The organism is Aeribacillus sp. FSL K6-1305 (assembly GCF_038050115.1).
GTDB lineage: Bacteria > Bacillota > Bacilli > Bacillales > Aeribacillaceae > Aeribacillus > Aeribacillus composti.
This window is the reverse complement of the sequence record NZ_JBBOQV010000001.1, coordinates 356,920-383,283: the sequence shown is the minus strand read 5'-3', so window position 1 is coordinate 383,283 and position 26,364 is coordinate 356,920. Positions and strand designations below refer to the sequence as shown.

Below are 26,364 nucleotides of genomic sequence, written 5' to 3'. Positions count from 1 at the left end.
TTAAATCTTAACTTTAAAACCATAAGAAACCCGGAACAGGAACCCCAGCACTGCATGATGTTCCTTTGTTTGTGGTTCGATGTAATTTGAAACAAGGCCGCTTTCCACTTGACCCCAGAGCTCGTATCCTTCTGGCAGACGAATATACTCCGTCAAGGCTTCATCCACCGCCTGGATGTTCCGGTAATGAGGAACACTGCTACCAGGTGGAGAAATAATATGAACATGAACCTGGTATTCATGGACAAACATCGTTTTTGTATTCCGCGGCCGAGAATTAATAAATTCCAAAAAGGTAAACGGTGGCTTTTCAGTCCGCGGAATATCATCCAGGCATTTCAGATCAGTTCCTTCATGGATCCGATCCTGGATCGGTTTGTGAAGGTCCAAAAGCGAAAGTTTTCTTAGCATTTAACTCACTTCTTCCTCAGTTCTTCAAGTAAATCTTGACGGAAAATCGGCTGTTGGATGTTGACGTTTGTCCGCAAATAATATTGACCCGGAACATAACCAATCGTCCGGCCACCACGAACAAGCCTGTGGCCGAATTCCACATGCGGTGCGTAATCCTTGGTATAACCAAATGTATCGCCAGCCGGATTCACTGTCGCACTCAACCGCAATTCACCGGTGTCTTTTGGAGTTCCACCCTTAGACGGATCCGTCGACCGAACAGCTCGATTCCGCAATTCAAGAATGTTTTTTTGTTCTACCTTTTTGAAATCAGTTTCGCTTTTACGCTTTAAAGCCCTAGCAAGAGATTCAACGCCCATCCATTCATAGTGAATTCTCATGGATCATCAGCCTTTACATGGCAAAGACGCCACCGACGGAAATCCTTTTTTAAATCGGTGATGGCATAGGAAACGCCTTCTATTTCGACGCGTTCAGCACGCTCCAGGACAGAACGCGGTGCGTCTGTTAATAGTTTCTGATGCGTTTCTAAAACTTCACGATCCATAACCGCAATTTCTTCCAGCGACCATTGAGTTAAAACCCCTTTATACGAACCAATAGGAACCGGTTCATAGATTGGATTGTTTAGATCATCGCGGCCGACTACTTCCAAAGCAAAAAAATGGACCGGCTTCATCCTCATAGAAACCGGACCTTTCTATCTTCGTCGTCTTTCAGCATTTCCCGATATTCCATCAATTCCGCTTCATATGGCCGCAACAGATCATCAATGAACCGGATGGAAAAGACGTCAACTTTTTCTTCAGTTACGCCTTCATGGTTCATTTGATGGCGATTATACATAGCGGTGACAATTTCCACGCCGATCGATTCCAATTCATCCGGTAAAGATTCCTGCCGCAAACCGATACGCAAAAGGATCCGGTCGGTGGCTGTTTTGATTAATTCTTCCGCCAGCGTTTCGTCAATGTCCGGAATTCGGACCTTTAAACGCTCCAACATATTATCACCGCTTTATTTTTTTGCTTTTGTTTTGGACGTCGGCTTTTCCGTCGTTTTCTTTTCTTCTTGTTTTTCCTCTTTAACCAGAACTTCAACAATTAAAGGCTCTTTTCTTCGGTTTTTGTCGCTGGCCAATTCTTCAGCACGCTCCTCATCCAATTCGATGCCTTCACGCGGATAAAAATCGCCAGCCCGATAGATATAGCCATTATCCTTTAGGTCTTTAAAATCTTTAATTACAACGAATTTCCGCATTAACTATCACCTCCACCAAACACTTCACCTTCGAGAGCTTCCAGCCGCGAAATGATTTCATTGTATTGTTCCTCTGTGCCAAACCCTGGTGGACCTTCAGGACCCTCTGGCCCTTGAGGTCCTTCAGGTCCTTGTGGGCCTCTTAAATTTCCTTGTTTTTGCCAGGTTCCGTTGACATTGCTGAAAATATCCCCGGTGCTAGTATTCAAAAAGACATCACCAGGCTGGCCATCGTTTGAAGTGGGATCGCTCGTGCCAAAAATAAATCGCATACTCGATCCACCACCTGCATCACCACCGATTATTTTTACCGGCAGTGGATTTTTATCCGAAACGGACTTCCCATCCGGTGTTTGTAAAACTTCAGCCAAAGCGAACCCCCCTTTCTTATGCACCATCCACGTCTAACTCAGTTTTAAATTTGAACTTCACGATACGGATCGCTTTTGGCTCATAAACACGCTCCCAGTTTGAACCATCGGCCAATTCTTCATTTGTTGGGAATACATCGGCAACATTATTCTCCGTCCATTTCACACCGCGAGGATGCAAAATCTGGATACGACGGTTAATTAAGAAATCTTCACCGCTAGAAGATTGACTGTTTCTATCAACCTCTGTCGGTAAAATGTTTGGATGAGAGCCAACGCCAGATGCAATCGCACCGGTACCAAAGAGGTAAATAACCCCTTCTTTTGTTTGAGTGTCATAAGGCATGGCATCATCGACGATAACACGTTTGTTCATGAAATAAGGAATTCGGTCGGTTTGATCGGCTTCTTGAACGTATTCAATTAACTGACGTTTTGCAAGATACGCTTCTACAGCAGAATGCATCATCACGCCTGTTAAAAGGTCTTTCGCATCACCCATGAGCTGGCCAGCATCAATAAAGCTATCGCCATCAAGCAACGCGTCAGAACCAGGCTCACCAGTGATGTCCAAAACCTTATCGGCCATGCTATCAGAATTGAAAATGCCTTCCAATGTCGCTAAAAGCATTTTCTGGTCCTGACGGATCCAGTAATCGGCCACCAAATCTGCGATTGCTCGCATTGGATCGTCACCAGAAAGCAATGCAGATAAACCACTTGCACCCCACATACGAGCTCGTCCTTGCTTGCGAGCTACGTCTTTACCAGACGTGATTTTTCCAGCAGTTAGGTTCCCTTCATCACGAATAACCTCGGAATCGCCCGTTAAATCGTTCCAGAAAGGCATATTAACCAGCGTATTCGGACCACTGGCCAAAGCATCAAATTCAGCGTTTCGTTCAATGATGCCACTTTGAACCAGTGCCGATTTTTCCGTCGTTCTTTGGACAACATATTCAGTGAAAATTTCCGGTTGAATAATATCCTGTAGACGAGTAGTCACTTCACATCACCCTTCATCATTGATTTTTCGCTTGAGCTTTTAGACGTTTGTAAAGCTCTGGATCGGTTCTGAGTAAACGTCCTTGTTCGGTTAAGTTGAAATGCTCTTTGCTAAACGGATTTTTAAAACCACCCTGCTGACCGTCCTTTTTAGGTGGTCGCCCTTTCAGTTTTTCCTTCATTCTCATATCCGCAAGTTTGTCGACAAGCGAAATGAAAGTTTTCACCGCTTCTTGTGTTTGTTCAGCATCATCGCGGACTACGAAGGAAAGAACATCATCGTCGGCCATGATTCCGGCCTCGCCTAGCATTTTTGTGGCTTCCCTTCCCAATTCGTACCGCAGCTGTGCCTTTTTCAGCTGTTCATTTTCTCGGCGTAACTTTTCCAGTTCGTACTCCCGTTTTTGTTCAGCGTTCATTTTCGCGAGTTTTTCCGCTTCTTTGATTGCCTCCTCTTTATCCTTTAAGGCACGTGCCAAACGTTCTTTTACAATCCGATTGACCTCTTCCTGGGTAAAAAGTTTTTCCTTTTTGTTTGGCTTTTTATTTGTATTATCGTCGTCTTCACCGGAATGCGGTCCCGGTTCAGTTCCAGGATTTTCGTCATCATGCCCCTCGTAACCAGGATCGTCATCTCCAGGATTATCATCCTGTGCGAAAAATTGAAGATCCAATTTAAGCAAAGGGTCTTTCTTCTCGTCGATTTCATTCATAAAAATTGTCATTCCAAACTCCCCTTTTTTACGTCTTGTTTGACGGTTATTCCTTGCACCTTTTAACGCCTTGAGCAAGTTTTGGGCACAAAAAAGCACAGCCTTTATAGCTGTGTTAACAAAAAAGTATATAAAAAAAAGCACCCAACTACTTTTTTAATTAGTCGGTGCTTTTATTGAAAAATAACCTTCCCAGTTTCAGGATCGATAATTTTAAAATCTCCTTTTTTCGTCGTGAATTTATCTTCGCGAGAGTATTCTCTTCTGACTTTTTCAAGGTCAACGCCTTTCGCTTTCAGCCTAGCATCCGTTTCAGCATTAAGGCGACGCAAAAATTCTTGATCCTCTTTACTCAACATCATCAATCATCTCCATTCGTATAACGGTCATTCGTCCTTCTTCGACAACCTCAGTTATTCGGAACGAAGCACCGCGTTTTATTAAAAATTCGTATTCTTCATCTTTGAAAAGGCTTATTTCATTGATATAAGCCCCTCGACCCTTTCCACCCGGAACAGTTATTTCAAACATGACATCATAAGACGAAAAAGCTCCTTCACGCAGAACGCTGGTGCTCATATAACCGTCATCTTTATAAATTGTTCCTTCCAGGTCTTTCAAGCGTTCCGAGCTTGAAGGAAGTGCGTCTCTGCCCACATTTCTATACACCATTATACCATCTTTTAACTCAAATTTCCTTATAGCTTCGTCTATGTGCTTTATTTGTTCTTTGACCCGTTCACTGCCCGGACGTTTACCACGAAGATAACCGTTTATTTTTTGATAAGCAGTACCAGTATATTCCCGAATAGCTTCATTTTCATCCGCTGATAATCCCTTAATCCAATTCAGATCATCTTTACCAAGCCACTCTCTGACTTCATCTGGAGATTCAAAACGCTTCGGATCAATGGTCCGCGGTTCCAAAACACCAATGAAGGTCGTCCGGCAATGCGGATGGAATGGTGGAAAATTGACGCCCACTTCCAATTCATCGAACCGAAAGACTTTTCCATGCATCCTACGACAAATATCCGACGTTTTACGGTCGATAATTGCCACCAGCTCGTATTCTTCCACACCAGCGTTTTTATAAGCATGGAGATGAGCCTGATTCAAGATAAAAGCCGCTTCAGTCCAAACAAGCCGCCTAGCATCATAATAGCTGACACCAAAACGCTCCCGGACTTCTTTAATTAACTTTTCATAGTTATCCCCCCTCGCTAAAGCATCACGATAGCGAGTTTGCAGATGGTTCAACAGTTTTTCTTTGTTGTTCCAAATACGATCCGAGAAATTCTCATCATTTATCCAGCCAGAATAAATGGTGTCTCGTATAATCGCTTCATTCATGGCCAGGAAACGATGACCAAGACCAAGTTCACGCATCATTTGTTCATAATGATAGCCATAGGTTTCTCTCAAGTGACGCTCCAATTCCCGGTTTTCAATCGCCCCCAATTCCAGCAATTTCAGCATGGTAGAATAATGCAATCCTTGAAGGCGATTCAACTGGTAAATGCTTTCCCGGACCGGCAACAAGTGAGCAAACTCCGGATATTTTTCAGCAAAGGCGTCCATATTTTGAAATAACAATTCCCGGTCCTCTTCAGACAGCTCCTGCATCATGACCCGGAATTCAATAACATTGTCTCTACCGTAACGCTGAAAATAATCGGCTATTTCTTTTTCTAATTCCCTGGCGATTCGGTCGTATTCCTTTTTTAGTTTTCGAGTGGCTTTTTCGTCTTTATTGTCCTGACGGTTAAGCCATTGCTGGTGACGACCGATCCAATATTCTCTATTCTTCCTGGCCATCGTCTAACTCACCGCTTCCGAAAAAAGGCGAATTCATGGCGCGATTAAAGGAATTGATTTCTTCCCCTTCCTTCTCTTTTTGGATTCGGTCCAATTCATTCTGGACGTTATCGACAACAGACAGAACGGATAGCTGTGTCTGTCTTGAAGTAATTCCGGCCAATTTTTCCGCCGTTTCCGCTTCTTCCAAAATGTTGTTTGGAATGTTCCGCGTAAAAACATATTCGATGTTCAGATATTCGTCCGGATCCACGCCAAAGTTCGTCGGAATATTGAACATCATTTTAAAACGCCGGATCATGCCATTGTTGAATTTCCGCTCTTTTATTAGAGCGATGTTTTCCATCGGCTGGAGTTTGTATTTCAATGCAATCCCGGACGAAGTGCCGAACTTTTCGTCGGATATATTGGCCACCATCGAAATCTGAAAAATAAGCCTCTCCAGCCTTTCAATCAAATTCTCCTGAGTAGTGTCCGCGTTCGGTTTGTCCAGGAACTCCAGTACGATTTTTTGACCGTCTCCGGATTTCAGATTGATCACGCGATTATCCCGGATTTGCTTTATCGTTTCCTCGTCTAATTCAGCACCCAGGATGGCCAAGTAGGCGTCGGCAAAATAATCAACATCGTTCGCTTTTTCTGATATCGCCTTATTGTAGGCGTTGATAAGTGTCTCCACATTTTCAAAGGCCGACTGACGCTCGTTATTTTCGACATATTCAATTAAAGGAACATCGCCGAAAAAATGCTCCTGGCCTTTTTCTTCAATCACAAGTTCGCCATCATCGGACATAAAAAAATCGCGTTCATCATAACGCGAATAAATCGTCCCATAAGGCCGCTCTTCATCGTCTTTCAGCACACGAACGCCGTATAACGGTTCCTGGGCAACCGTATTGTCGTAGATCACAAACGCCTCACGCGGATCCACATAGGTCACCCTAGTATGAGCATTTTCATCCTGATAAAGAAATTCATAGGCATGACCATAAATTGAACACATCTTCGAGAGCTCAGCGTTATTATCGTTTTGACTGTTTCGTTTAGCAATTTCTTTCATTTTGGCCGCCACTTCTTTATTTTCATGAATGGTTTTGACCGGAATGCCAATAAAATAACCATTCAGCGTGTCAACAATGTATTTTGCAAAATTGACCACTAAACGGTTGTTCGGTTTTCCTAGCTCTTTTTCTTTTTCATACAAAATCGGATGTTTACCCATGTACATATTCATCAATCGCTCGTAGCGAGGAAGTCTCGCCGCATGACGGTCCAGGAAATCCTTTAATTTTTCGCTCGTTAGTTCTTCATTCGGATCCATGATGAAAATATCCACTTAAAACAGCCCTCCTTTAAACAGCTTAACGGTCGTATAATCTTGAACCGATTCAGCCACGCCAGTCAGAGCATCCGGTGCGTCGTCATATGCGTTTTTTCCTTCTCTTTGGTAGGTCGTTAAGGCCTGGTAAAGTTCCGGCCATCTATGCCGCCAATTGGCAGGAAAATAGATATGTTCCATCACCCAGGTAGCATTTGAGAGGATCCTCGCCTCTTTGTTTTTGCTTTGGTAGAAAAAATCAAAGCTCGTCCGATTGGTGCCATATTTTTCTTTTAGGATACGCTGGACACTTCGACCAAAGCCCCGGCCGCCATTATTCGATTCAATCCTGGCCAGGTTCACTTTATGTTCATACAGTTTTTGAGCCAGCAAAGGCTCGGTCACTTCCATCGGCTCTTTTGTATAAATGGCATCCAGAATATAGGCTTCTTTGTCCTTTGTTTCCGCATAAATGAAGGACGCCAAATAATCGCCACCGGTATCGGCAGTGTCGGTATAGGACGCAATCCTGACCACATTTGATGGCAATTCATCATACGTTTTAAACCGCGAATACAATCGGCCTTTGATATCGATCGGTTCTTGCTGATAGTTTGCACTGGCCACTTCAGGACTCATGGCGCTTGTTTTTTGTTCATATTCCTTCCGCGTTAATATTTCATCACACAGCATAGAGCCGTCGTCCTGGATCGCCTTCATTTTGATGTGCTTCACCGAATAGCCCAATTCCGGCAATTCACGTAAAGCTCTACCGGCCAGATCGTCCGAATGCCAACGCGTCATAATGATAATGATTTTTCCGCCGGTTTCCAGCCGAGAGAGCATGGTGTTCACGAACCAGGACCAATGTTTCTCCAAAACATCCGCATTAAAGGCTTCCTCGGCATTTTTTATCAAGTCGTCAATGATAATAAGGCTTGCACCGAACCCAGTCGCTGTCCCGGTCGGGCTTGTGGCCAGGTAATTGTTAAAACCGCCTTCCAGGCTCCACAGGTTCATGGCCGCATCGCCATGTTTTATCCGAACTCCAGGAAAAATGTCCGAATAAACGATTTTCCCTTCATGAGCCTTTACTTCCTGAATCGAATTTCTGACCTGTTTTGAAAAAACGGTGGAAAGCGTCTCGTTATAGGAACCAGTCATAATTTTTTCATGTCGATTCTTACCAAAAACCCACTGAGCGAATAGCCCGGCAGTCCGCGACTTACCATGCCGCGGTGGAATGTTGATCACCAGGACGTCATCCTCACTAAAATAAAACTGCTGCATGCTGTTACACAATTTAACAAGGAAATTTCTCTCCGGCCGGTAAAAGTCCGGTGCCAAGGCATGGCAAAAATAAAAAAACTCGCGTCTTGCGAGTTCAATTTTTGCCCCTAGCCTTATTCGTTCTCGTTTATCCATCTTCGACCAACTTCTTCAATTCTTCCGTCGTTAGATCAGCAAACGGATTGTGAAGATTGACGCCCCCGGAAAGTTCGGTTTCTTTTTTATCTCGCCAAACTTCCGGCTTCCGGTTTTTGAGCCAGAATATTTGAGCCGTCACATCGCCAGGAACGTGCTTAACCGTTTTTTCAACACGTTTCTTTTTCTTACCGTCCGATTCTTCAATGTACGTTTTAACTTCTTCGTATTCGTAGCCGAGTGCCCTTTTCAGCAAAACATTTTCAACTTCGCGATCAACAACCTCTTTTCCTCTTTTTAAGGCGTCAGAAATGTCAGGATATTTCTTTTTCCAATCATAGAGTGTTTGTCTTTTGATGCCCATATTATGTGCAATCTGTTCATCTGTCAGCCCATCTCTTGCCCATCCCTCTAGGAGTGTTAAATTCTCTTGAGTTAGCCATTCCTGATACTTCCCTTTAGCCATCTTACATCACTCCCCCACCTCCGTAATTATGTTTGTTTTGCAAAAGAAAAAGCACCTCGAATGAGATGCAATCTTTCGGTTATCCATATTTTGTTTCAAAGTATTAATATTTTTATATTCCTAATTTCTCTTTCAGCTTAAACTTTACAAAATCTATTAAAACGCTAAATGAAACTTGACCTAATTCAAGCCCTTTTGATTTAATTCCCTCTTTGACCTTTTCCCATACAGTGTCATTTTTTACTGAATCTAAAAATTCATGACCATCCCATGTTAAAGAACTATATATCCATAATGGCTGATTACCAGCATATTTAATATTGTTTTCTGTATAACCAGCTTGTTCTAACAATTTTAAATGATAAACTGCAACTTGTTTATCAATATCGGATGGTATTTTTAGTTCTTTATGTGGATCATCATGTTCTTCGATTAAAAACAATAATTTTCTAATCAACTCCATATCTCTTTTCATCTTTCCACCACCTCCTCCCGCCGAACACATTCGACAAAAGGAGGCATTTTCCTGCTACTTTTCTCCTAAATTACATTGTTTTCCCTCTAAAATAAAAAGACACTCGAAAAGGATGCTATTACCTTGATCTCAACTGCTCCTGATAAATCGCTTGATAATCAATAAACCTTCCTATTTTTAACAGAGAACTAATTTCAATATATCTGTTTTTAAATGCATAATCTTTATATTCCATTACGCTATCAATTAATTCTTTATATATATCTTCATTATCTCTGCCAGGGACTGTTACCTCGATACCTGCCGCTTTCCCATTATTAACAAATTTCACTTGAGTGCCTCTCCGATACTTTTGCTTGTCTCCGTAAAATGTCCGCCCTTTTATCTTCGTGAAATCTAAATAAAGCTCAAGCCAAGCTACTATATCATTATACTTATAATGATAATACTCTCTTTCTCTTATTCTTTGCAGCGCTCGTCTATAATGCTCTTCATTATCGTATAATCCCTCTAGTTGTTTTTTAGCATTACGCTCAAATTCTTCTTCCCACTCTAGAGGACTCACTCTATAAATCGGCAATGAAAACAATAGCATCTTTAATTCTACTCCTTTCGTCTACTCAATTCGACAAAAGGAAACTATTTTCCTACATCTTTCGTTCGACAAAATTCAACAACCCACAGACAGCTTGTACGATATTTTCAAGGGAGTCTTTTCAACTCCTTTTCGTTATTTTTTTGTTGCCTGTGGGTTGTAAAAAGCTACCATTGCGAAATGAACGATGTCCTTTTAGATAGAATTCTATGCTATAAGAATAATTCATTTTTTCAATAGAAAACATGGACAGAACTTACGGTAAGTTTTGTGAAAGTAATTCTGCAAACTTAATCCTCTTAACAATTTCAGCATGTTTTTTATAAATGTAACTAGGACTATATCCTAAATCGTAAGCAATATTTTCTAACGTCATGCCGTCAACGTACTTCATCTTTAAGATTTTATGATCTAATCCTTTAAACGTTTCTATTAACCGAACTAATTTTAATTTTTGTTCTCTTTTAATCTCTAATTCACGTTTAATCTTTTCAATGTTTTCCTCAACTTTAGCACCGTCTGAATCATGCTGCAGTTTAATTTTTGCAAGATCACCTTCAACCCATCTTTTTAATTCTCGCTCAGTTTGCTCTAAATTAAATTCTAAGAAAGCAATCTCATCTTCTAATCTTTGATACTCTTTTAGCCATTCATACAAGTGAAAACACCTGCCTTTTCGGTTACACATTGGTTACGCAATTTATAAAAAACTGTAACCGCTCTGAACCCTTGATACTATTGGGTTTATTATACCCTAACTAGGTATTTGGTTACGCATTTACCCCCCATTTTTCTTTATATAAGAGAAAATATTTATAAATATATAAATATATATTTTTTAAAAGAAGTTGATTTTATCTGTAACCTGTAACCAAAGTGCTAAAACACTTGATATATCAATATTTTTAACGGTTACGCATTCGGTTACAGGTTACGCATTTGACCTATTTTTTTGATGATTTTTATTAAAAATGGTCACAAAAATGAGTGATTTTGTGACCAAAAAACGGTCAAACCAATTTTTAAAAGTCAGTCATATCAAAGGTTTCAAAAACACATTGAGCAAAAAATTGGTCACTACACTTTGACCATTATTACTCTCGTTAAACCCTTGGAAGACGTGGATTTGAGCGATTTTCAATAGTCAAAAAACCGATATTTTTAAATGTAATTTTGGTCACTCAATTTCTCTAACAAACAATCTCTTACTCTTACCATCTACTTTTTGCACTTTGGTTTCAAAACCATACAACCGTTTAATAGTTTTGCTAAAGCTAATATTGCTCACTGCTTGGTATCCATTTTCACTACAATAAAGTTTGTACTGCATATACACATCAGCAACTACTGCACGATCAAGTTCTACATTTTCATTGTTCATAAAACTAATAACTGGATTATTTTCTTCCTGGTATTTTCGAAGTTCTTTTTCAACTGCTTTAGATTGAGTGAATTTTTTATTTTTAAGCAGCCGGTTCAATGCATTTAGCGCTAATACTAATACATATTGCATGGATTCTTCAGATAACAATTTATCGGTGATAAATGGATCATAGTCTGGATCATCTGGACTAAACTTTGCTTTGAACGGTACAATTTGCAAACGTCTAGCGAGACCATCTGTATAATCATTGATTCGTGGCATTTCATTTGCTGAAAATATCAATTTTGCATAGTTCGTAAAATCAAATGGATCTTTTCCTTTCCTCTCAACGTTTAATGATTCCCCTGTAGCCAATTTTTTAAGTACGGATGTACTTTTAATGTATGCTTTATCAATATCATCACCGATATTAACCAATTTCCCGAACAATTCGGCCGTTTTGAATCGTTGATCAAGTTCTTTTAAATCGAGTGATGATGTATTTTCTGAACCTACTAATTTTCGAATCATTTTCAAGTATGATGATTTACCGTTGGATCCATCGCCGGTTAGTACGAATATGGCGCCAAATTCATTTCGACGGAACAATACATACCCAAAGATTTCTTCTAAAATTGCACGCACTTTTTTATCATGACGTGCTATTTTATCTAATGTTTTGTCCGTTACTTCATAATAAGCGTTTGGAATGTAAGCAACCGGTATTTTATTTCGTGTGATGATCTCCGAGCTAAAATCTTCAAGTTGCCATGTGTCTAAGTTAAAAACACCATTTTTAACTACAACGTATTTCACTGGAGCAAATTGTTTTTCCGGTGCTTTTAATTGTAAGTATGCCAACGTTTCCTGTCTTTGCATTCGTTTTAAATTCGGTATGTGTTTTATCATGGCCGCTTCAATGTCTAGTTGATTATCCGAATAAACGCCGTCTTTATAAATATGCAACACATTGGTGATTTTACAAATGTGATGTTCGTTGATCAAAAAATCACCGAATTTTTCATGTTGGAAACTGTTTTTTATGAAAAACGATTCTTTTAAAAATGCTTCATCACGTAGAATCGTGTTTAATTCTCGGTCACTCACGGGTTCTTCCAAAATATATTTGTTAATAATGGATATTGTTTCTTTGATGTCTTTTTTGGCCATTCCTTGGGATTGCATTTTCAGAATATAAGTGAAAAGCTTGTCATTGCGTCCATCGCCTTCACCCAAATTCATCAGTCCCGGATTCTTTTTTGAATATGGATATAGCCAAATTGGCAATGCTTCATGTTCTTTGACTTTCCGTATCCATTTTCTTGTAACACCATTTATCTTTAAAGGATCTGTTGTATTTTTAATACCCAATTTATAATCAGCCAAAATACCAATGTTGGAATACCATTTGATTTTATTTGCGGTTAAATCATAACCTTTAAAATAAAAGTGCATGCCGTTATCCGTTTCTAATACTGAACATTGAATATCCTTATCTTCAACAATATCGAGTAAAATTTCAGCTTCTTCAATGTCGTCTACATCTACCATAATGTATTCATCATCCAAGACACCTACAAATGAATCGTATTTTCTGGCCGTGTGATAACTTAATAGTTTTGCATCATCTTTAAATCTTGTTGCAGCACGTTTTCCGTTTCCTTTTAAATAACCTTTATAAATGTTATTCACCTACTTTCTGTGGTAAAATATTACTATTATTAATTAAAAGTTTAATTAAAAGGATGTGTAGGTTACATTGGAAATTAGTTTAGTAAGTACTATTATCACTACAATAGCTGCAATTTTTACAATTTTTCAAATTACTAAGGACTTTATTAAACCAAAATCTTCTGCATTAATCCAACAAGAAAATGTTAGTGGAGATAACATTTATATTGATAACTCCACAACAATAAGCACCTCTACCACTATAAATAATCCTCCTCAGAACTATAGAAATTATGGTTTTGAAAATGTTGCTTTTAGTGTCGGTGTTGGTTTATTGGTATCTAGCATTTTGTTAAGTATTTATTCCTTAATTTATAAGTTTATTTCTTTGATTTGTTTATTAATTCTAAGTATCAATGTTTACAAGGATACTACCGTCCCTTTTGAGAATAGAAAAGCTAAATTTCAATGGGCAGTTCATAAAATTACATACATTATTATTATTTTTATTCTTTCATTCATTCCCAAATCAGTAATAGAGGTTATTGATCAAGTACCAGCATTGCATTTCGAATCTTTCAAAAGCTTATTGGACTCTCTAATTTACAACATTAAGTTTATTTGGAATCTATATTATGATTCGATGTTAACCACTTTTAGTGTAATGTGCCGTGTCTTAGTTACTCTTGGCCTTATTTTTTACTTCATTGTCTCGATGGTAACTAAACGAAAAATACATGAGGTATATAGCCTAAAAGATTCGATCACTTTTATTCTCATTATTTTAATAATAATTATAGGGTCAAATATAGAGTATTTTTGGCATTTAGCAGAGCCTTTAAGACATAATATAGAGATTTGGTTTAATCATCCCCAATAAAATCATTTATTCGCTTAGTCGCTAAATCGAGATACCACCAGTAATCTAACTTGCTTGGTATCTCTTTTTTTGTTACATCCCCATTTTCAATAAAACAACGTTCTGGAACATATGCTATTTTTTCAACTCTACCATTTTTTACTTTTTGCAACGTTTTATCATTTTCATCAACACTGGCAAACACTCGAAACACACGCTCTTTCATTCGTTTTCTTCCATACAATGCATAATCATATTTACTACTGATTTTGACGATCTTTTGAAATTTAATTAATTCATCACATTTAAAAATGGTTTCTTCCGGGTCAATACCTCTCACGAAATAATTAATTAACGCTTCATTAACAATTGGTAAATCATAATCCAATTTATTTTGTTTTTTTACATAAGCACCCTTGCTTTTATAGGTCCCGTCATCCCTAACTAAAATATAATTGTTTACATCTTTCTGAATGACTTTCACGAATGTTTCAAATTCAAGTTCCATTCGTGTACGTTGTTCCCATTCCCAACAAATATCATCGATCAGATCAAAGTCATCTTCGTTATATAATTTAATTAATAATCCATCAGTATTAGACTGGATAAGCTGACAATACGGTTCCAGCTTCTCAATCAAGTCTAGCAATAATACTTGTCCACCAATACAAACATTGTTGGCCATAAGTGGATCATACAAATCATTAAATTTATCTTTCATAGCACCATACGTTGAATTAATAACAATCTTAAGTGGTGCTTGTCGTTTATCTTTTGCAGCTTTGTATTTTAATCGTCTATCCCGTATTTCACGGAATTTATTAGGGTCCTTAACATTGCGACTTAAGTATTCATATTCAATCATTAATGCCGGATAATAAGAAGCTACATCTATATTGATAAAAAAACCAGTGTCAACATAATTGTTTCTAGCACCATGAAGACCACCCCAAGCAAATGTATGCGGTACACCTGCCACATCAATTTCTAATACTTTGTTATAATCTCGATTATTCTTATAAAACTCCAGGACTACTGTATATTTTTGAATGGCCATAGTTGGAGGAAACGTAAAATCAAATTCATCCTTACGTGAAATTTTTGGTTTCTTAGCTTCTAAAATAACCGCTGCCAGCTGCGCTTTTGTCTTGGAGATGTATTTCATTGGCAACTTGAACATTTTTAATAACTCGATATGTGATTGAAACTCCTCAATGTTCTGCATGAAAATATGCATAGTTTCTTGAACATCATGTCGGCAATATTTAATGACTTCTTGAACCTCTGAATCTGTTAGCTTACGATCTATATCAAATGAAACATCAGATTCTTTAATGTTATGACCCATAAAACCTTCTAGTTGTTTGAGTGACTTATTTTTGTCGGTCATGACATCGTAGTTGTATAACTGGATCTTCCAAAAATCCTTATAAAATTTCCAACCTGGCTTATGATTTTTAATAATCCATTCGGTTATTTCTTGTGGGCTGAATCCGCAAACAATGGCTTTTAAAATATATTGGTCATAATGTCTACTATTGTATCCTACCCAAATGTCCTTTTTATGTTCGTTGTAAAAGTCAATTAATGCTTGTTCATTATTAACAAAAACATGTTCTTGCTTAGTTTCAGTATCGATGATGACAACTAACCAGTCGAACTTAAAAACCTCAAAGTCATAAAAGAGCATGTAACACCATTCCCTTTTAAATACATTTTTACATATTGTTGATAATCCATTATGCTATTAAAAGAAACATTTAAGTTAGGAGTATATATATATGGATAAAATAGAGACTTTAAAAAACTTCTTGCTAAAGAGCATGGACTTATTAGAATATGATTCTGTTTGTGGGAAGAACTACAAATCTCCAAATTTTGATTTATATCCAAATGACTATTTAAAATTTGCAAAAATAGAACTAGATCGTTTAACCAATAATAAAAATGATAAGCTGCATATTCTTAATTGTGTTTCTCATTTAAAAAGGGCTGTAGATTGTCAACTTGATGTATTTCTATATCAATTGAACTTGTATCATGTAGTAAAAGATAATAATCTAAAGTTTGAAAAAAAATTAGACTTTATAAAAGGAATTGGTATCATTGAATCATCTTCTCTCGCTAGACTTAATCGTTTAAGAAATAAAATGGAACACCATTATAAATGTCCTGATATTCTAGAAATTCAAGTCTACTATGATTTGGTAAATGCATTTGTATCTCTAATAGAATCTAATATAGTGATATTTTTATCTTCCTCTAAAATATACTTGTACACAGATGAATGTAGTTTTAAATTAGAATATATATTTGAGGATAATCCGAAAATTATCTTCAATTTAAGATATTGGGAAGATTTAGAACCTCCTTTATCTGTAACCGTGGACTTTTCAGAACGTAAGGAATTTGAATATTATTTAAAAGTGTTAATTATTCTTGGGAAATGCTTTTTACTTAATATTCATTTAGATAAAGATAAGTTATTATAAACGGTTCACCTAGATAAATTAACTATTAAAGGGAGCATTACAGCTCCCTGTATTCAATTATTCGATTTCATACACTTCCAAAATCTTAAATTGATCAAAACCGTTTTTATCTGTTTTCTTTTCTAATAGATATTCAAATTTTCCATCAATGTCTTCGTGAATATCAAGTATCAAATTCGCATAGTCTTTAAATCCAGTGAATTTCACATCATCCTTTTCGCAATCCCAAAGAGCGCGAAGCATTTCGTTATTCCGATGCACTTGAAATCCAAAGGCTCGTTCATTCTGCGGCTGCATAACACCGTTGTAAAAAATCTTTTGGTTTTCATATTCCCCAGCAATGATTTTGAACCAAATGGAAAGCATCGGATCACCTTTTTTAGATTGAATAAGCTCCATTTTTTCGACAGCAACTTCATACTCTCCATCGGGAACCGGATCAAAATTCCCGGTTCCACCGTTTTTTTCTACTTCTTCGACATCTTTTTGCAGTGACTCTAAATCTACTTCTTTATCAAACTTTTCCCAATCGAATGCCATAGTTATTAAACCTCCATGATTTCTTTTGGTGTGTTATAGGTAAATGTCAAATCAACTACAAAATATTGACCGTATTTATTATGTTTTTCACTGATTTTCCAAGAAGTTAAGTGCTTATCTTCTTTCGCTTCTTCAACAATGGATTCAGCTTCTTTACGAGTAGTAGCAAAATGCTGCTCTTTCGTATTTAATTCATATTTAGCCATTTTTTATTACCTCCAAAATATTTTTTATTTAAGCAGTCCGTGTTCTCCGTCTGCGTGTACGCTTAGGCTTTTCTTCTTCCTGATCATCACCAGCAGTTTCTTCTTCTCCTGGCGGCGTTTCGTCGTCAGTCACTTTACGCTCACGGCGTTTTCTTTCACGTTTTGGTTTTTCTTCATCTTGGGTAGCTTCATCCACATCGACATTTTCAACGTTGTCATTTTCTTCTGGATCCTCATCCGCTTTTCTACGTCTACGTTTAGTTGTTTCTTCTTGCACTTCTTCATCCTGTTCCAAACGTTGACGTTTTGTTTTGGTCTTCGTGACTTTACCTTCCTGTGCCGCTTTTAATTCAGCAATGAATTCTTCCATATTTAATGGACATTCATCTACTTGGAAATTAAAACGACCTCCACCAAATACGTTTGCTTTTTTTCCTAACTGCAATAATCGTTCCCCGTCAGAATTAATAAAGGCACGCATTGTTAAATCGACTGTCCCCGTTAGGAAATTTGCAAATTTATCATCAATGTTTGGTTTAAATACAGTTCTTTTCGCCCCACCTTTTAAAGTGATTTCTTCTACTTTTTCTTTGGAAATATAGATTAATTGATAACCTAAAGATTTTAAGCGTTTAATGGCTTTTTGCCATTCTGTTGTGACTTTCGACCAACCTTTACCATAGGAACCATCAGATTCGTGTTCCCATCCGTTCTTTTCAAAAACGTAATATCGGCAATGTTCTTTTAAATCCTCAATCAAATCAATTGCAACGGCTTCAAAATCATTTTCTTCCGTTTCAAGTGCACTAATTACATCTAAAAATGTTTCCCAGGCTAACTTTCGAATTGTACGGCGTCCCTCTTTTGTAACCTCGTCTTTTATTGGAATTACTGGAGCAGTAGTGTTATCTGTGTTACCATCTGTGTTAAGCATCATCACATTTTCTAATTGATCCACAAATGTTGATTTACCTACATAGGAATCTCCATAAATCCAAAAGTCCGGTTTAGTATCAATTTTTCTTTCCCTACGTTCATTTTTCGGTAAAACCATTTCAAATTCTCCTTCCTCATTCGTAATAATTTCTAAATAGTTTGGTGCAAATCTTGGGTTGCAAGAAAAGCAATTACCGCTGACATTTTTTGCTGAAAAATCTTTAGTAGATTCGATTTTCTTAATGTTGTTCAAAAAATAGATTGTTTCCATTTCATCAAATTGGATCGGAATAAATTTGACTTCTGATTCTTCAACTGCTGCAATAATTCGTTTCCGATAATGGAATAGATCTTCATTTTCTTTTTGCTTAATATTGACTTTTGGAATAAATAGATAAGCCAACCTTTTAACTTTGAAGCCATCTTGTTCTAAGAAGTCTTTGTAAATATGCAGCTGACCACCTTCCAAATAATTTCCAATATTGTTCGAGTACTTAAAATCCATTACCATGCATGTATCATCCGGAGCTTTAATGATTAAGTCTACGTAACCGACATAATTAGGAAAATCTAGTTTGTATTCATGAATAAGCTCACAATTCTCAAAATTTTCTTCTAGGAAGTTTTTAACTTTCGGTATTAATATTTCAAGTTTGATAGCTTCATGGATGATGTCATTCGTTAATACCGGGAATGAATTAAAGTACTCATCCAATGCTGTTTTAACATCTGTTTCGATTCCTTTATGAAGTGCTGAGCCAATTATTAAGGGATTGTCTGCATCTAACTTAGGTATTTCAGTCAGCTTATCAATGTAACGTAATTTATAATGAAACGGACAGTCATTAAAAAGTGTTACTCGGCTGTAACTATATTGGGTCATAATTTTTCACCTTTATAAATTGCATACTCTTGTTTTTCAGCCATTGAACCACTTCGCTTTCCAGGTTTCAAAGTCTTTCGGTCTTAAAATATAAGCCTCGCCACCTGCTTCTTTGATTTTTCGAATGTTATATAGTTGTAATTTGGTAGGATTTCCAGTATCAGTTTTAAGCTCGATACCGTGAAACTTACCGTTGATACAGGCTAAGATATCCGGTACGCCTTGCTTGGTATAATAAGCACCTGCCCAATACTTCAGGAACCATACATTTTGTGTTTTAAGAAAATCAGTTACTTTTTTCTGAAAAGCATTTTCCCTCATGTCATTTCACCGTGATTTTTACATATGCTTTTCTAGTTGTAACTTTCGGATAATCCTCGAGCAGTTCATCATAAAGTGCTGGCTCTTTTTCTTGAAGTTTTTTAAGATCTATGGATGTGGAAGAACTAGCTGCTACTCGAGTAATTTTTAAATAATCATTATCTATACTCTTGATGTCATACTCATCCATTGCTTTTTCCAAATCAGCTTTTAAAGCTTTTTGTTTATCTTGCAGATCCTTTACTTGTTTCTCCAGTAAAGCAATGTTTTCCATAACAGCCATGTATTTATTTTCGAAAACTTGAATTTCATTACTCATTTAAAACGCCCCCTAGATACGATTTGTTGACCAATTCAATCGCTTTACTAATTGTTGGTGCAATTGCTTTTTCAATCAATTTGTAAGTTTCATTGGAATAAACTTCGACCACCCAATCACCGGTTACATGTTCAATGAATATTTCAACGTCTTGAGTGCGAAAGGTTATTTGTTCAAGCATTACTGTCCTCCTTCTCAAACAAAGCGTCTGTATAGTCTTTTCGCTCTTTCAGCACCTCGAGCATTCGCCATTCAATGGATCCTTCCGTTAGCAAGTAATAGTAAAAACATGGTTTATCCTGTCCGATCCTGTGGATCCTCTTTTTCGATTGCTCGAACATCTCTGATTTATCAGTCAAAGTAAAATACACAATCTTGTTAGCCTTCTGAAGATTCAACCCCATTGCTCCGGCTTGGTATTGGATTAAAGTAACACTATTTTCATACTTTTCGTAATTACTCAAGTCTTTTAAGTCACCATTAACCGTGCTTATTGGTTTATCCGTTAATGATTTAAGCATTTCGTATTCTTTCTTGAAGTTATAGAAAATAATGATTCGGTCATTCGTGCTGTCGATTAGGTCTTTTACGTACTGCAGTTTATTCTCGTTATAAACCCCGGCCAATTGACGTAAATAAAGCTTTTTAGCTGCCGGTGTATCGCCGAGCAACTCTTCCCCATTCACTTCAACGATGTGATGTTTTTTAAATTCGTTATACTGTTTCGTGCTCGGTATTTTTACAGGTATCTCATTAATGGCTGGCAAATCAAAGACCTCATCCGTTTTCATAAACACTGCCCCATGATGCCGCAGTTTTCGCTTTAGCCTGTCCACGTTTTTATAACCGGTGATTTTAAATCGTTGGTTTAAGTTATCCCATTCTTGGACAATGTAATGTTTGTAAAAGGTTTTCTTGTCTATGGACCAACCCAATAAATGAAGTTGTGACCATAATTCTTCATACTTCCCTCCGGTAGGGGTACCGGAAAGTAATATGACGTTGTCCGGCTGAAGCTGCAGAATGAATTTTGACCGGTTGGAATTTTCGTTTTTTATCATGCTGCTTTCATCCAACATGAGGGTGAAGTTTTTTAATTGTCGCAGCTGTGGCCGGCGCCAAACTTTGTCATAATTAATGATTAAAACGCTATTTTCCGGAATGTTATTAATTGGTTGTTGGTCATAAACAACAACGTGATAATCGTAAAATGTTTTAAAATGCTTGACCCAATCTTGTATTTTTGATTTCTGGCAAACTACTAAATTGTAAGGTGCGTTTAGTTCCCACATTTTTTCCGAACCGACGAATGTTTTCCCAAGACCCATGCTACATATCGAGGTAATAAGCTACCCGATTGTATTCATAAGTTTCATTTAAAACTCTTTCTTGGTGCGGAAATAGCTTTACCTCGTTCATGTGCATCACCTGCCTTTTGTGTGTTATAATGACGGTTGAATAATGATTTTTTGAGTCGTCTCACTCTGCCAAGTGAGGCGTTTTTATTTAGCAGTCGTCTCTTTTACGCCGAGAAATTTAATAAGGTATTCCGGCAGGTTTTCCAACAACACAACGTCACCGTTTGGAAATTCGAAAATAGTGTCACCGTGAAAAATCTCATCTCCGCAAGCGTCAATTCCCCAGTGAGAACTTTTTGATGAGCTGTTCTCCACACGTGCCATATACCTCACCCCTTTCCTCACATACTGATGTGCTAGTGCACATCGTCATGACCAGGAACAAACGTGACGGTCGGGGGAGAACCTGTTTGATCCCAGCCATGACGACAGGCACTAGACCTGTCTTTGGACATGTAGTACAATAAAATCGTGGCTTTTGGTTAAATGGCTAGTGTTAGGCACTGGCCGTTTTTTCTTTCTGCAAAAAACGTTTGTAAATTTCCTCTTTCGCTTTAAGTTCTGCAGCTAGCAACAATGCCGGATTCTCTCTCATTTCCTGACATAATCTACGAACCTCAGAAACTTTCATCAGACGGCTGGCTGAAAAGCATACACTCATTTGTCTCCCTCCAATGCTTGCTCTAATACATATTTCACTTTTGACCTTGTCCCAGGACCACCGTATTCCATCAGTTCCAGTGCTTCTTTGATTGCTGTTTCATACTGTTTGTTTTTGAGAAGTAAATCACTAACCATTTCAGCCCATTCTTCTTCTGTTCTTTCTTGACAATCGAAATCCGCCATCACTCATTACCCTTTCTCAAAATAACCGCAACATAAAGCTTGACTTTGCCATTCTCACCAAAATGGATAAGGTCGACAACAAACAAATCCACAATACTATATGAGCCATTTTTTGCTAATACTTGGAATCTTGTGAGAGGATAATTGGTCTCTTGGTCGACGATTTCTAGCGTTGATTCTGGGTATTGGTTTGAGATGACGTTGAGCGCCACACTCAAAGCTTCGTTTTCAGCTGCAGTATCCACGTATACGGTTTTCATTTTTTCACCTCCTCAAATACTCCGTGCTTCTGACACCGCTCGATAAAGCTGCATCACGAACGGGTTTGCTGTTTCAAACGATTCGTTTCGCAAAGACGGTATTCCGTATGCTTGCTCCAAATCCGTCATGAGATTTGCTAGGCGTACGTCTCGCCAGTGGCTCGGCTCTTGTCTCAAAATCTCTTTGAACCGATTGGTCCAAGCTAGCATTTCACCGAATGTCATTTGGATTTCACCTCCCTTCCACATAATTCTTTTCTTCCTGTTCACGGATCCACTGATCGAGCCTGCTGCTGCTGAACAAATATCGGGGGTTCTTGCTGCCGTCCGCACCGTGTACCCGATGTGGGATGCGTTTTTCTCGGCACAACCGGCGCAAGGTGTATTCAGACATGTGCAGGTACTCGCATGCTTCTGAAAATGTGAGTGTGCGATCGGGTGAAAGATTCATCTCCGCTCGCAACTCTTGGAGCAGCTCAGTTTTGAGCTGTTCTTTCAGGTCAGCAATGATGGCAGCGAACGCTTTTTCAGGAGCCATGATTTATCCTCCTTATCAGCTGATCATGTATTTGTTATAGATTGTTTTACTAACAGACAGCTCAAGGCCGAACTTTTTCACCAAAGCCATCAGGTTTACTGTGTCTTCAAGTACTTGCTGCCGCTTAACAAGCATGTCTGGCGTCATGTCATTTTTCTTAATTATCTTCGGGTATCCATACATGGAGGACACAGCTTTGTTTGCGATTGTGTTTGCCTTGATGAAATCTACCCGAACCGGTTTCTCCAAAGATTCTTTGAGCTTGCGCATAGCTTCTTTTTGGTGCTCTTTGTCGAGCATGCGGAATATTTGGAAGCCTTCAAGGCCGGTAGACTGGCGGAGTTGTTTGATTACCTGTTTGACCCACTTTTTGAACGCGTTTGCTTCCTGACGCCGGCTGTTGAATATTGCTTCATAGATTCCTGTTTCAGAAATAACGATCATTTCTTGATTTCCTCCAGGGGTACGCACAATGTGCGTATCCTTTTCCTCATTATCCATAAGCCGTGTCATGTCAGAAGCCATTCGGTAACCCAAAGCACCAGCTACATCTTTAGCGACCGCCCACCAATCGCCCGGGTCCTTTTCTACAAACCGAATTTGGCGACTGTTCCAGATTTCGGTTTTTAAAGATGTCATGTCCGCACCTCCTTCCATGAAGTTTTTTGTTCCTTTTTAGGAACGTTTGGTTCAAAAAAATATTCGATTGGAACTCTAAACCCATTATGAAGTCGTTTGACTTCACTTAAAGTGAAATCGCCACCGAATCCATTTAATTTCTTACTAATTGTGTTTGGTGTCATATCAAGTAATTCAGCTACATCTTTATGTTTTATTCCATTCTCTACTAGAAATGCTTTTATCTTATTGTAAGGTTGCCTTTTCCTCGTCATTCAATATCACCTCCTTTTATCGTTCCGTTTTAGGAACAATTTAAATATACTCCTTTTTATTTTCTGTGTCAATAAAATTTGTTCCTTTTTAGGTATTATTTTTATTAAAAATGTTGCGTTTGTGGAACATGTATTATAAAATATTCCCGTAGAAGGAATATTTTTTTAGGATGTGAATAGAAGATGAGCACTTTCGGAGAGAAAATTAAAAAGCTAAGAAAGAGTAAAAATTTAAGCATTGGAGAATTAGTGACAGAATTAAATAAAATTTACAAAACAAACATTAGCAAGAGTATGATTTCTCGATATGAAAATGATACTGCTGATCCGAAAATGGAAAACATAAGAATTCTTGCCGACTATTTCAATGTATCTGCGGATTATTTAGTAGGGATTAAGGATGAAAACAATAATATAACCACAATAGCTGCTCACCACGACGGTGATGAGGATTGGACCGAAGAAGAATTAGAGGAAATTGAACGCTTTAAAGAATTTATAAGGTCCAAAAGAAAACGCCAGGAGTGATGATCATATATGACGTACGAAAATTTGCTGCGGGAGGCAGAACAGCATGGTATAGACACTTACGAAAAGCCGATGACACCGACTATCAAGGGGTTGTATTCCGATAAAGTGATTTGGATAAACAAGAATATCCCTACTAATGACGAAAAAGCCTGCATCCTGGCTGAAGAATTAGGACACTACCACACATCTGCAGGAAATATATTAGATCAGACTAAGATCGAAAACCGTAAGCAAGAAAAACGAGCTCGCACTTGGGCATATGAACGTCTTGTTCCATTACAAAAAATTGTACAAGCCCACAAAAGTGGAGTCCGTAACCGATATGAATTAGCTGAATATTTAGGCATTACAGAGGACTTTCTTATCGCTGCCATAAAACGTTATAAAGAAAAGTACGGTTTATACTTTTCAATTGAAAATTACACTATTTGTTTTGAACCTTTAGGTGTAATGGAATTGTTCGATTGATTTTCGGCAAATTCCAGCCGCAAGGCTGTTCACATATATAAAACCGAACATACATTCCCATGGAAGGAGAGTTGACATGAAAGGAAGCATCGAAAAAAGAGGTAAAAATTCGTGGCGGCTGCGGATCGATCTTGGATACAATCCGGACGGCACCCGCAATCGACCGTCGAAGACGATCACGGTCGAGGACAAAGCGTTGCTAAGAACGAAAAAGAAGCTCCAGGATTACCTTGAGGATCAGTTGGCTATTTTCAAGCAGGAGGTTTTAAGCGGCCAGTACATTAAACCGGAGAAAACGACATTTCGCGACTTCGTGGACAAGCATTGGCGGCCGAAATTCGCTAGTATCCCAGACAACTTGGCACCGTCAACACTCGTTGTATATGATCAGCACCTTGCAACGCACATCATACCACGTTTCGGGCATATGCGACTGAACGACATACAGACCATGCATGTTGTTGATTTCCTTGCATACCTCCGTTTGCCGGAAGCCCGAAAAGACGGAAAGCCAGGTACACTAGGAAATGGTACACAGCGAGACATTTTGAAGGTTTTGCGCAATGTTTTGAACATTGCGGTAGAGTGGAAATTCATTGCCCAGAATCCATGTGACGGGGTACGCTGGCCGAAGAAGCCGGAAACGAAGATCGAGGTGTACGATGAATCCGAAATCATGGAGATCATTAACGCACTTTACCAGCAACCTACCGTCTGGCGGCTCCTGATCTTGGGGACGTTTTTGGGCGGATTCCGACGCGGAGAGATTGTCGCAGTTGAGATTTCCGACTGCGATTTTGGGGACAACAGTATATTGATTGATGAAAACATCCCAATGAAAATTGATCGGGAATACCTCATCAAGTCTCCCAAAACCCGTTCATCCGTCCGAAAAGTCAAAATGCCTGCCTGGTATATGGAAGAACTAGAAGTATACGCAACAAAAACATGGAAAAAGCAGATGTGGGAAGCAGGGACAAAATGGAAAGCTCCAAAGGATCGGCAATTCCTTTTCCACAAAGGAGACGGTCTACCCTATCACCCCAACTATGTTACACGCTGGTGGAGAGAATTTTTAAAGAAGAATGGATTTCGGCACATCAAATTACATGCTCTACGCCACACATCTGCAACGTATCTGCTTGAACAGGGTCTGACAGCCCGCGCTGTAGCAGAACGGCTTGGACATGCAAACGAAAAAACGCTCTTGTCCACATATAGTCATGTGACCAAGAGCATGGAAGAAAGGGCGGCAACTGAATTTGACCGATTCGCACGCCACCCAAAATCCAATATATAGAGTCCGTCCCCAATTCGTCCCCAACACGAAACAGGGACGGTAGCTCACTTCATTAAAACCCTTATACCACAAGGGTTTATAGAAACATCACGATATGATGTTTCAATTCCTCATAGTTAAGATAAAAACAGTGAAGAAGTGAGAGAAAACTTACTCGACTTTCAACTGTTTCAATTCCTCATAGTTAAGATAAAAACTCACTTGAAAGAGAGGAGCAAAGAATGCCGACGCATTTAAGTTTCAATTCCTCATAGTTAAGATAAAAACGAGCGAATTCCCTTGAAGTTTTTAAGGTTGAGTGTGTTTCAATTCCTCATAGTTAAGATAAAAACGTATTGGTTTCTTATGATATTTTGCTTTACTTTGCTGAGTTTCAATTCCTCATAGTTAAGATAAAAACGATGTTAATTATCCGAAAGAATCATTTTATGATTTTCTGTTTCAATTCCTCATAGTTAAGATAAAAACCCCAAAAAATGTTGTTAAATAAGCATTTCATTTTTAATGCTTGACTGGTTATTTTTATTTTAACGAAAAGGGGAATTTTTATCAAACCTTTGATTTGCTTGGGCTCAATAAAGATTTGAAAGAGTCGTCGATCCCCTGGGATTTTTGCACGATTGGGGGTCGACGATTCTTTTTTATTTCCGTTTAAAACAGATTTCAAAGTTTGCCTGCCGACAATAAAATCCATGTTTTATCAACCATTTTACCTGATCC

Annotated in this window: 37 protein-coding genes, 1 pseudogene and 1 CRISPR repeat array; of the genes and pseudogenes, 5 read left to right on the top strand and 33 right to left on the bottom strand. The window is 38.3% G+C overall.

The annotated features are described in order from the left end of the window. The 17 genes from NST97_RS01795 to NST97_RS01715 all read right to left on the bottom strand — a co-directional run bounded on the left by NST97_RS01795 (nt 1) and on the right by NST97_RS01715 (nt 12,906). Nucleotides 1-411 carry a DUF5072 family protein gene (locus tag NST97_RS01795; protein ID WP_311066947.1) on the bottom strand — a complete coding sequence of 137 codons (411 nt, stop codon included), beginning with the start codon at nt 409-411 and terminating at the stop codon, nt 1-3. 5 nt (nt 412-416) lie between these two features. Next, nucleotides 417-794 (bottom strand): hypothetical protein, encoded by a 378-nt coding sequence (locus NST97_RS01790; RefSeq protein ID WP_010899652.1) that lies wholly within the window; start codon nt 792-794, stop codon nt 417-419. Further along, nucleotides 791-1,093 carry a hypothetical protein gene (locus NST97_RS01785; protein WP_341342849.1) on the bottom strand — a complete coding sequence of 101 codons (303 nt, stop codon included), beginning with the start codon at nt 1,091-1,093 and terminating at the stop codon, nt 791-793. The genes NST97_RS01790 and NST97_RS01785 overlap by 4 nt, the downstream gene beginning before the upstream one ends. Nucleotides 1,094-1,095: 2 nt before the next feature. After that, nucleotides 1,096-1,419, bottom strand: coding sequence for a phage head-tail connector protein (locus tag NST97_RS01780; protein WP_311066945.1), 324 nt, complete (start codon nt 1,417-1,419; stop codon nt 1,096-1,098). A gap of 12 nt (nt 1,420-1,431) precedes the next feature. Further along, nucleotides 1,432-1,674, bottom strand: coding sequence for a hypothetical protein (locus NST97_RS01775; protein WP_311066944.1), 243 nt, complete (start codon nt 1,672-1,674; stop codon nt 1,432-1,434). Next, nucleotides 1,674-2,045, bottom strand: coding sequence for a hypothetical protein (locus tag NST97_RS01770; RefSeq protein WP_311066943.1), 372 nt, complete (start codon nt 2,043-2,045; stop codon nt 1,674-1,676). The genes NST97_RS01775 and NST97_RS01770 overlap by 1 nt, the downstream gene beginning before the upstream one ends. 16 nt (nt 2,046-2,061) lie before the next feature. Beyond that, on the bottom strand, nt 2,062-3,051 hold the full coding sequence (locus NST97_RS01765; RefSeq protein WP_311066942.1) for a coat protein: 990 nt from the start codon (nt 3,049-3,051) through the stop codon (nt 2,062-2,064). 16 nt (nt 3,052-3,067) lie between these two features. After that, a complete protein-coding gene (locus NST97_RS01760; protein ID WP_341342848.1) occupies nt 3,068-3,775 on the bottom strand; it encodes a DUF4355 domain-containing protein in 708 nt (235 codons plus the stop codon). A gap of 161 nt (nt 3,776-3,936) precedes the next feature. Then, the gene (locus tag NST97_RS01755) at nt 3,937-4,125 is read right to left on the bottom strand and encodes a hypothetical protein (protein WP_041820884.1); all 189 of its coding nucleotides are present in this window, start codon (nt 4,123-4,125) and stop codon (nt 3,937-3,939) included. Next, nucleotides 4,112-5,581: a minor capsid protein gene (locus NST97_RS01750; RefSeq protein WP_341342847.1), complete on the bottom strand. Its 1,470-nt coding sequence runs from the start codon at nt 5,579-5,581 to the stop codon at nt 4,112-4,114. Before NST97_RS01750 ends, NST97_RS01755 begins: the two co-directional genes overlap by 14 nt. Continuing rightward, nucleotides 5,565-6,917 carry a phage portal protein gene (locus NST97_RS01745; RefSeq protein WP_341342846.1) on the bottom strand — a complete coding sequence of 451 codons (1,353 nt, stop codon included), beginning with the start codon at nt 6,915-6,917 and terminating at the stop codon, nt 5,565-5,567. The genes NST97_RS01750 and NST97_RS01745 overlap by 17 nt, the downstream gene beginning before the upstream one ends. After that, nucleotides 6,918-8,324, bottom strand: a complete 1,407-nt coding sequence (terL, locus tag NST97_RS01740; RefSeq protein WP_341342845.1) for a phage terminase large subunit — start codon at nt 8,322-8,324, stop codon at nt 6,918-6,920. After that, entirely contained in the window at nt 8,317-8,790 is a 474-nt protein-coding gene (locus NST97_RS01735; protein ID WP_341342844.1) for a helix-turn-helix domain-containing protein, read from the bottom strand. The genes terL and NST97_RS01735 overlap by 8 nt, the downstream gene beginning before the upstream one ends. Nucleotides 8,791-8,902: 112 nt before the next feature. Continuing rightward, a complete protein-coding gene (locus tag NST97_RS01730) occupies nt 8,903-9,265 on the bottom strand; it encodes a DUF2513 domain-containing protein (RefSeq protein ID WP_341342843.1) in 363 nt (120 codons plus the stop codon). 118 nt (nt 9,266-9,383) lie between these two features. Further along, nucleotides 9,384-9,860, bottom strand: a complete 477-nt coding sequence (locus NST97_RS01725) for a hypothetical protein (RefSeq protein WP_341342842.1) — start codon at nt 9,858-9,860, stop codon at nt 9,384-9,386. A 256-nt stretch (nt 9,861-10,116) separates the two neighbouring features. Then, the gene (locus NST97_RS01720) at nt 10,117-10,518 is read right to left on the bottom strand and encodes a DUF1492 domain-containing protein (RefSeq protein WP_341342841.1); all 402 of its coding nucleotides are present in this window, start codon (nt 10,516-10,518) and stop codon (nt 10,117-10,119) included. A 519-nt stretch (nt 10,519-11,037) separates the two neighbouring features. After that, a complete protein-coding gene (locus NST97_RS01715; RefSeq protein ID WP_341343164.1) occupies nt 11,038-12,906 on the bottom strand; it encodes a DNA primase family protein in 1,869 nt (622 codons plus the stop codon). Between the two features lie 76 nt (nt 12,907-12,982). On the opposite strand from NST97_RS01715, the gene NST97_RS01710 reads away from it, so the two are divergent. Then, nucleotides 12,983-13,774: a hypothetical protein gene (locus tag NST97_RS01710; RefSeq protein WP_341342840.1), complete on the top strand. Its 792-nt coding sequence runs from the start codon at nt 12,983-12,985 to the stop codon at nt 13,772-13,774. On the opposite strand, the gene NST97_RS01705 is transcribed toward NST97_RS01710, so the two are convergent. Then, nucleotides 13,758-15,443, bottom strand: a complete 1,686-nt coding sequence (locus NST97_RS01705; protein WP_341342839.1) for a hypothetical protein — start codon at nt 15,441-15,443, stop codon at nt 13,758-13,760. The two genes, NST97_RS01710 and NST97_RS01705, sit on opposite strands and share 17 nt — an antisense overlap. A gap of 91 nt (nt 15,444-15,534) precedes the next feature. Between NST97_RS01705 and NST97_RS01700 the strand changes: the two genes are divergently transcribed. Continuing rightward, nucleotides 15,535-16,245, top strand: coding sequence for a hypothetical protein (locus tag NST97_RS01700; RefSeq protein ID WP_341342838.1), 711 nt, complete (start codon nt 15,535-15,537; stop codon nt 16,243-16,245). Nucleotides 16,246-16,302: 57 nt separating this feature from the next. Here NST97_RS01700 and NST97_RS01695 read toward each other — a convergent pair whose 3' ends face one another. The 15 genes and pseudogenes from NST97_RS01695 to NST97_RS01625 form a co-directional block, all read right to left on the bottom strand. Further along, complete coding sequence (locus NST97_RS01695) at nt 16,303-16,785, bottom strand: DUF669 domain-containing protein (protein WP_341342837.1); 483 nt, start codon at nt 16,783-16,785, stop codon at nt 16,303-16,305. A gap of 5 nt (nt 16,786-16,790) precedes the next feature. Further along, nucleotides 16,791-16,991 (bottom strand): hypothetical protein, encoded by a 201-nt coding sequence (locus NST97_RS01690; protein WP_341342836.1) that lies wholly within the window; start codon nt 16,989-16,991, stop codon nt 16,791-16,793. Nucleotides 16,992-17,019: 28 nt separating this feature from the next. Next, a complete protein-coding gene (locus NST97_RS01685; RefSeq protein ID WP_341342835.1) occupies nt 17,020-18,810 on the bottom strand; it encodes an AAA family ATPase in 1,791 nt (596 codons plus the stop codon). 36 nt (nt 18,811-18,846) lie between these two features. After that, nucleotides 18,847-19,131, bottom strand: coding sequence for a VRR-NUC domain-containing protein (locus NST97_RS01680; protein ID WP_341342834.1), 285 nt, complete (start codon nt 19,129-19,131; stop codon nt 18,847-18,849). 1 nt (nt 19,132) lies between these two features. After that, a complete protein-coding gene (locus NST97_RS01675; RefSeq protein WP_341342833.1) occupies nt 19,133-19,450 on the bottom strand; it encodes a hypothetical protein in 318 nt (105 codons plus the stop codon). After that, entirely contained in the window at nt 19,443-19,631 is a 189-nt protein-coding gene (locus tag NST97_RS01670) for a hypothetical protein (RefSeq protein ID WP_341342832.1), read from the bottom strand. The genes NST97_RS01675 and NST97_RS01670 overlap by 8 nt, the downstream gene beginning before the upstream one ends. Further along, nucleotides 19,624-20,869, bottom strand: a pseudogene (locus NST97_RS01665) (SNF2-related protein). The gene NST97_RS01670 and the pseudogene NST97_RS01665 overlap by 8 nt, the downstream one beginning before the upstream one ends. An 83-nt stretch (nt 20,870-20,952) precedes the next feature. Beyond that, on the bottom strand, nt 20,953-21,132 hold the full coding sequence (locus NST97_RS01660) for a YqaI family protein (protein ID WP_341342831.1): 180 nt from the start codon (nt 21,130-21,132) through the stop codon (nt 20,953-20,955). 172 nt (nt 21,133-21,304) lie between these two features. After that, nucleotides 21,305-21,469 carry a hypothetical protein gene (locus tag NST97_RS01655; protein WP_341342830.1) on the bottom strand — a complete coding sequence of 55 codons (165 nt, stop codon included), beginning with the start codon at nt 21,467-21,469 and terminating at the stop codon, nt 21,305-21,307. Then, nucleotides 21,466-21,654 carry a hypothetical protein gene (locus NST97_RS01650; RefSeq protein ID WP_144597907.1) on the bottom strand — a complete coding sequence of 63 codons (189 nt, stop codon included), beginning with the start codon at nt 21,652-21,654 and terminating at the stop codon, nt 21,466-21,468. The genes NST97_RS01655 and NST97_RS01650 overlap by 4 nt, the downstream gene beginning before the upstream one ends. Then, entirely contained in the window at nt 21,654-21,914 is a 261-nt protein-coding gene (locus NST97_RS01645) for a hypothetical protein (RefSeq protein ID WP_144597905.1), read from the bottom strand. The genes NST97_RS01650 and NST97_RS01645 overlap by 1 nt, the downstream gene beginning before the upstream one ends. Before the next feature lie 12 nt (nt 21,915-21,926). Further along, a complete protein-coding gene (locus NST97_RS01640; protein WP_144597903.1) occupies nt 21,927-22,139 on the bottom strand; it encodes a hypothetical protein in 213 nt (70 codons plus the stop codon). Between the two features lie 7 nt (nt 22,140-22,146). Then, on the bottom strand, nt 22,147-22,452 hold the full coding sequence (locus NST97_RS01635; RefSeq protein WP_144597901.1) for a helix-turn-helix domain-containing protein: 306 nt from the start codon (nt 22,450-22,452) through the stop codon (nt 22,147-22,149). A gap of 15 nt (nt 22,453-22,467) precedes the next feature. Next, the gene (locus NST97_RS01630) at nt 22,468-23,091 is read right to left on the bottom strand and encodes a BRO-N domain-containing protein (protein ID WP_341342829.1); all 624 of its coding nucleotides are present in this window, start codon (nt 23,089-23,091) and stop codon (nt 22,468-22,470) included. Then, nucleotides 23,088-23,345, bottom strand: coding sequence for a helix-turn-helix transcriptional regulator (locus NST97_RS01625; RefSeq protein ID WP_340880987.1), 258 nt, complete (start codon nt 23,343-23,345; stop codon nt 23,088-23,090). The genes NST97_RS01630 and NST97_RS01625 overlap by 4 nt, the downstream gene beginning before the upstream one ends. Before the next feature lie 183 nt (nt 23,346-23,528). Here NST97_RS01625 and NST97_RS01620 point away from each other — a divergent pair, with 183 nt between their 5' ends. The 3 genes from NST97_RS01620 to NST97_RS01610 all read left to right on the top strand — a co-directional run bounded on the left by NST97_RS01620 (nt 23,529) and on the right by NST97_RS01610 (nt 25,644). Next, the gene (locus NST97_RS01620; protein WP_144597896.1) at nt 23,529-23,873 is read left to right on the top strand and encodes a helix-turn-helix domain-containing protein; all 345 of its coding nucleotides are present in this window, start codon (nt 23,529-23,531) and stop codon (nt 23,871-23,873) included. 9 nt (nt 23,874-23,882) lie between these two features. Then, nucleotides 23,883-24,344, top strand: coding sequence for an ImmA/IrrE family metallo-endopeptidase (locus tag NST97_RS01615; protein ID WP_341342828.1), 462 nt, complete (start codon nt 23,883-23,885; stop codon nt 24,342-24,344). 76 nt (nt 24,345-24,420) lie between these two features. Further along, nucleotides 24,421-25,644, top strand: coding sequence for a tyrosine-type recombinase/integrase (locus tag NST97_RS01610; RefSeq protein WP_341342827.1), 1,224 nt, complete (start codon nt 24,421-24,423; stop codon nt 25,642-25,644). Nucleotides 25,645-25,743: 99 nt separating this feature from the next. After that, nucleotides 25,744-26,112: direct repeats of the CRISPR family, unit length 30 nt; unit sequence GTTTCAATTCCTCATAGTTAAGATAAAAAC. Between the last annotated feature and the right edge of the window lie 252 nt (nt 26,113-26,364).

Excerpts from the sequence above, each read along its gene's own strand:
- NST97_RS01795 (WP_311066947.1), bottom strand. The coding sequence starts at position 411 with ATGCTAAGAAAACTTTCGCTTTTGGACCTTCACAAACCGATCCAGGAT.
- NST97_RS01790 (WP_010899652.1), bottom strand. The coding sequence starts at position 794 with ATGAGAATTCACTATGAATGGATGGGCGTTGAATCTCTTGCTAGGGCT.
- NST97_RS01785 (WP_341342849.1), bottom strand. The coding sequence starts at position 1,093 with ATGAAGCCGGTCCATTTTTTTGCTTTGGAAGTAGTCGGCCGCGATGAT.
- NST97_RS01780 (WP_311066945.1), bottom strand. The coding sequence starts at position 1,419 with ATGTTGGAGCGTTTAAAGGTCCGAATTCCGGACATTGACGAAACGCTG.
- NST97_RS01775 (WP_311066944.1), bottom strand. The coding sequence starts at position 1,674 with ATGCGGAAATTCGTTGTAATTAAAGATTTTAAAGACCTAAAGGATAAT.
- NST97_RS01760 (WP_341342848.1), bottom strand. The coding sequence starts at position 3,775 with ATGACAATTTTTATGAATGAAATCGACGAGAAGAAAGACCCTTTGCTT.
- NST97_RS01755 (WP_041820884.1), bottom strand. The coding sequence starts at position 4,125 with ATGATGTTGAGTAAAGAGGATCAAGAATTTTTGCGTCGCCTTAATGCT.
- NST97_RS01750 (WP_341342847.1), bottom strand. The coding sequence starts at position 5,581 with ATGGCCAGGAAGAATAGAGAATATTGGATCGGTCGTCACCAGCAATGG.
- terL (WP_341342845.1), bottom strand. The coding sequence starts at position 8,324 with ATGGATAAACGAGAACGAATAAGGCTAGGGGCAAAAATTGAACTCGCA.
- NST97_RS01735 (WP_341342844.1), bottom strand. The coding sequence starts at position 8,790 with ATGGCTAAAGGGAAGTATCAGGAATGGCTAACTCAAGAGAATTTAACA.
- NST97_RS01730 (WP_341342843.1), bottom strand. The coding sequence starts at position 9,265 with ATGAAAAGAGATATGGAGTTGATTAGAAAATTATTGTTTTTAATCGAA.
- NST97_RS01725 (WP_341342842.1), bottom strand. The coding sequence starts at position 9,860 with ATGCTATTGTTTTCATTGCCGATTTATAGAGTGAGTCCTCTAGAGTGG.
- NST97_RS01705 (WP_341342839.1), bottom strand. The coding sequence starts at position 15,443 with ATGCTCTTTTATGACTTTGAGGTTTTTAAGTTCGACTGGTTAGTTGTC.
- NST97_RS01700 (WP_341342838.1), top strand. The coding sequence starts at position 15,535 with ATGGATAAAATAGAGACTTTAAAAAACTTCTTGCTAAAGAGCATGGAC.
- NST97_RS01695 (WP_341342837.1), bottom strand. The coding sequence starts at position 16,785 with ATGGCATTCGATTGGGAAAAGTTTGATAAAGAAGTAGATTTAGAGTCA.
- NST97_RS01690 (WP_341342836.1), bottom strand. The coding sequence starts at position 16,991 with ATGGCTAAATATGAATTAAATACGAAAGAGCAGCATTTTGCTACTACT.
- NST97_RS01685 (WP_341342835.1), bottom strand. The coding sequence starts at position 18,810 with ATGACCCAATATAGTTACAGCCGAGTAACACTTTTTAATGACTGTCCG.
- NST97_RS01680 (WP_341342834.1), bottom strand. The coding sequence starts at position 19,131 with ATGAGGGAAAATGCTTTTCAGAAAAAAGTAACTGATTTTCTTAAAACA.
- NST97_RS01675 (WP_341342833.1), bottom strand. The coding sequence starts at position 19,450 with ATGAGTAATGAAATTCAAGTTTTCGAAAATAAATACATGGCTGTTATG.
- NST97_RS01670 (WP_341342832.1), bottom strand. The coding sequence starts at position 19,631 with ATGCTTGAACAAATAACCTTTCGCACTCAAGACGTTGAAATATTCATT.
- NST97_RS01660 (WP_341342831.1), bottom strand. The coding sequence starts at position 21,132 with ATGGCACGTGTGGAGAACAGCTCATCAAAAAGTTCTCACTGGGGAATT.
- NST97_RS01655 (WP_341342830.1), bottom strand. The coding sequence starts at position 21,469 with ATGAGTGTATGCTTTTCAGCCAGCCGTCTGATGAAAGTTTCTGAGGTT.
- NST97_RS01650 (WP_144597907.1), bottom strand. The coding sequence starts at position 21,654 with ATGGCGGATTTCGATTGTCAAGAAAGAACAGAAGAAGAATGGGCTGAA.
- NST97_RS01645 (WP_144597905.1), bottom strand. The coding sequence starts at position 21,914 with ATGAAAACCGTATACGTGGATACTGCAGCTGAAAACGAAGCTTTGAGT.
- NST97_RS01640 (WP_144597903.1), bottom strand. The coding sequence starts at position 22,139 with ATGACATTCGGTGAAATGCTAGCTTGGACCAATCGGTTCAAAGAGATT.
- NST97_RS01635 (WP_144597901.1), bottom strand. The coding sequence starts at position 22,452 with ATGGCTCCTGAAAAAGCGTTCGCTGCCATCATTGCTGACCTGAAAGAA.
- NST97_RS01630 (WP_341342829.1), bottom strand. The coding sequence starts at position 23,091 with ATGACATCTTTAAAAACCGAAATCTGGAACAGTCGCCAAATTCGGTTT.
- NST97_RS01625 (WP_340880987.1), bottom strand. The coding sequence starts at position 23,345 with ATGACGAGGAAAAGGCAACCTTACAATAAGATAAAAGCATTTCTAGTA.
- NST97_RS01620 (WP_144597896.1), top strand. The coding sequence starts at position 23,529 with ATGAGCACTTTCGGAGAGAAAATTAAAAAGCTAAGAAAGAGTAAAAAT.
- NST97_RS01615 (WP_341342828.1), top strand. The coding sequence starts at position 23,883 with ATGACGTACGAAAATTTGCTGCGGGAGGCAGAACAGCATGGTATAGAC.
- NST97_RS01610 (WP_341342827.1), top strand. The coding sequence starts at position 24,421 with ATGAAAGGAAGCATCGAAAAAAGAGGTAAAAATTCGTGGCGGCTGCGG.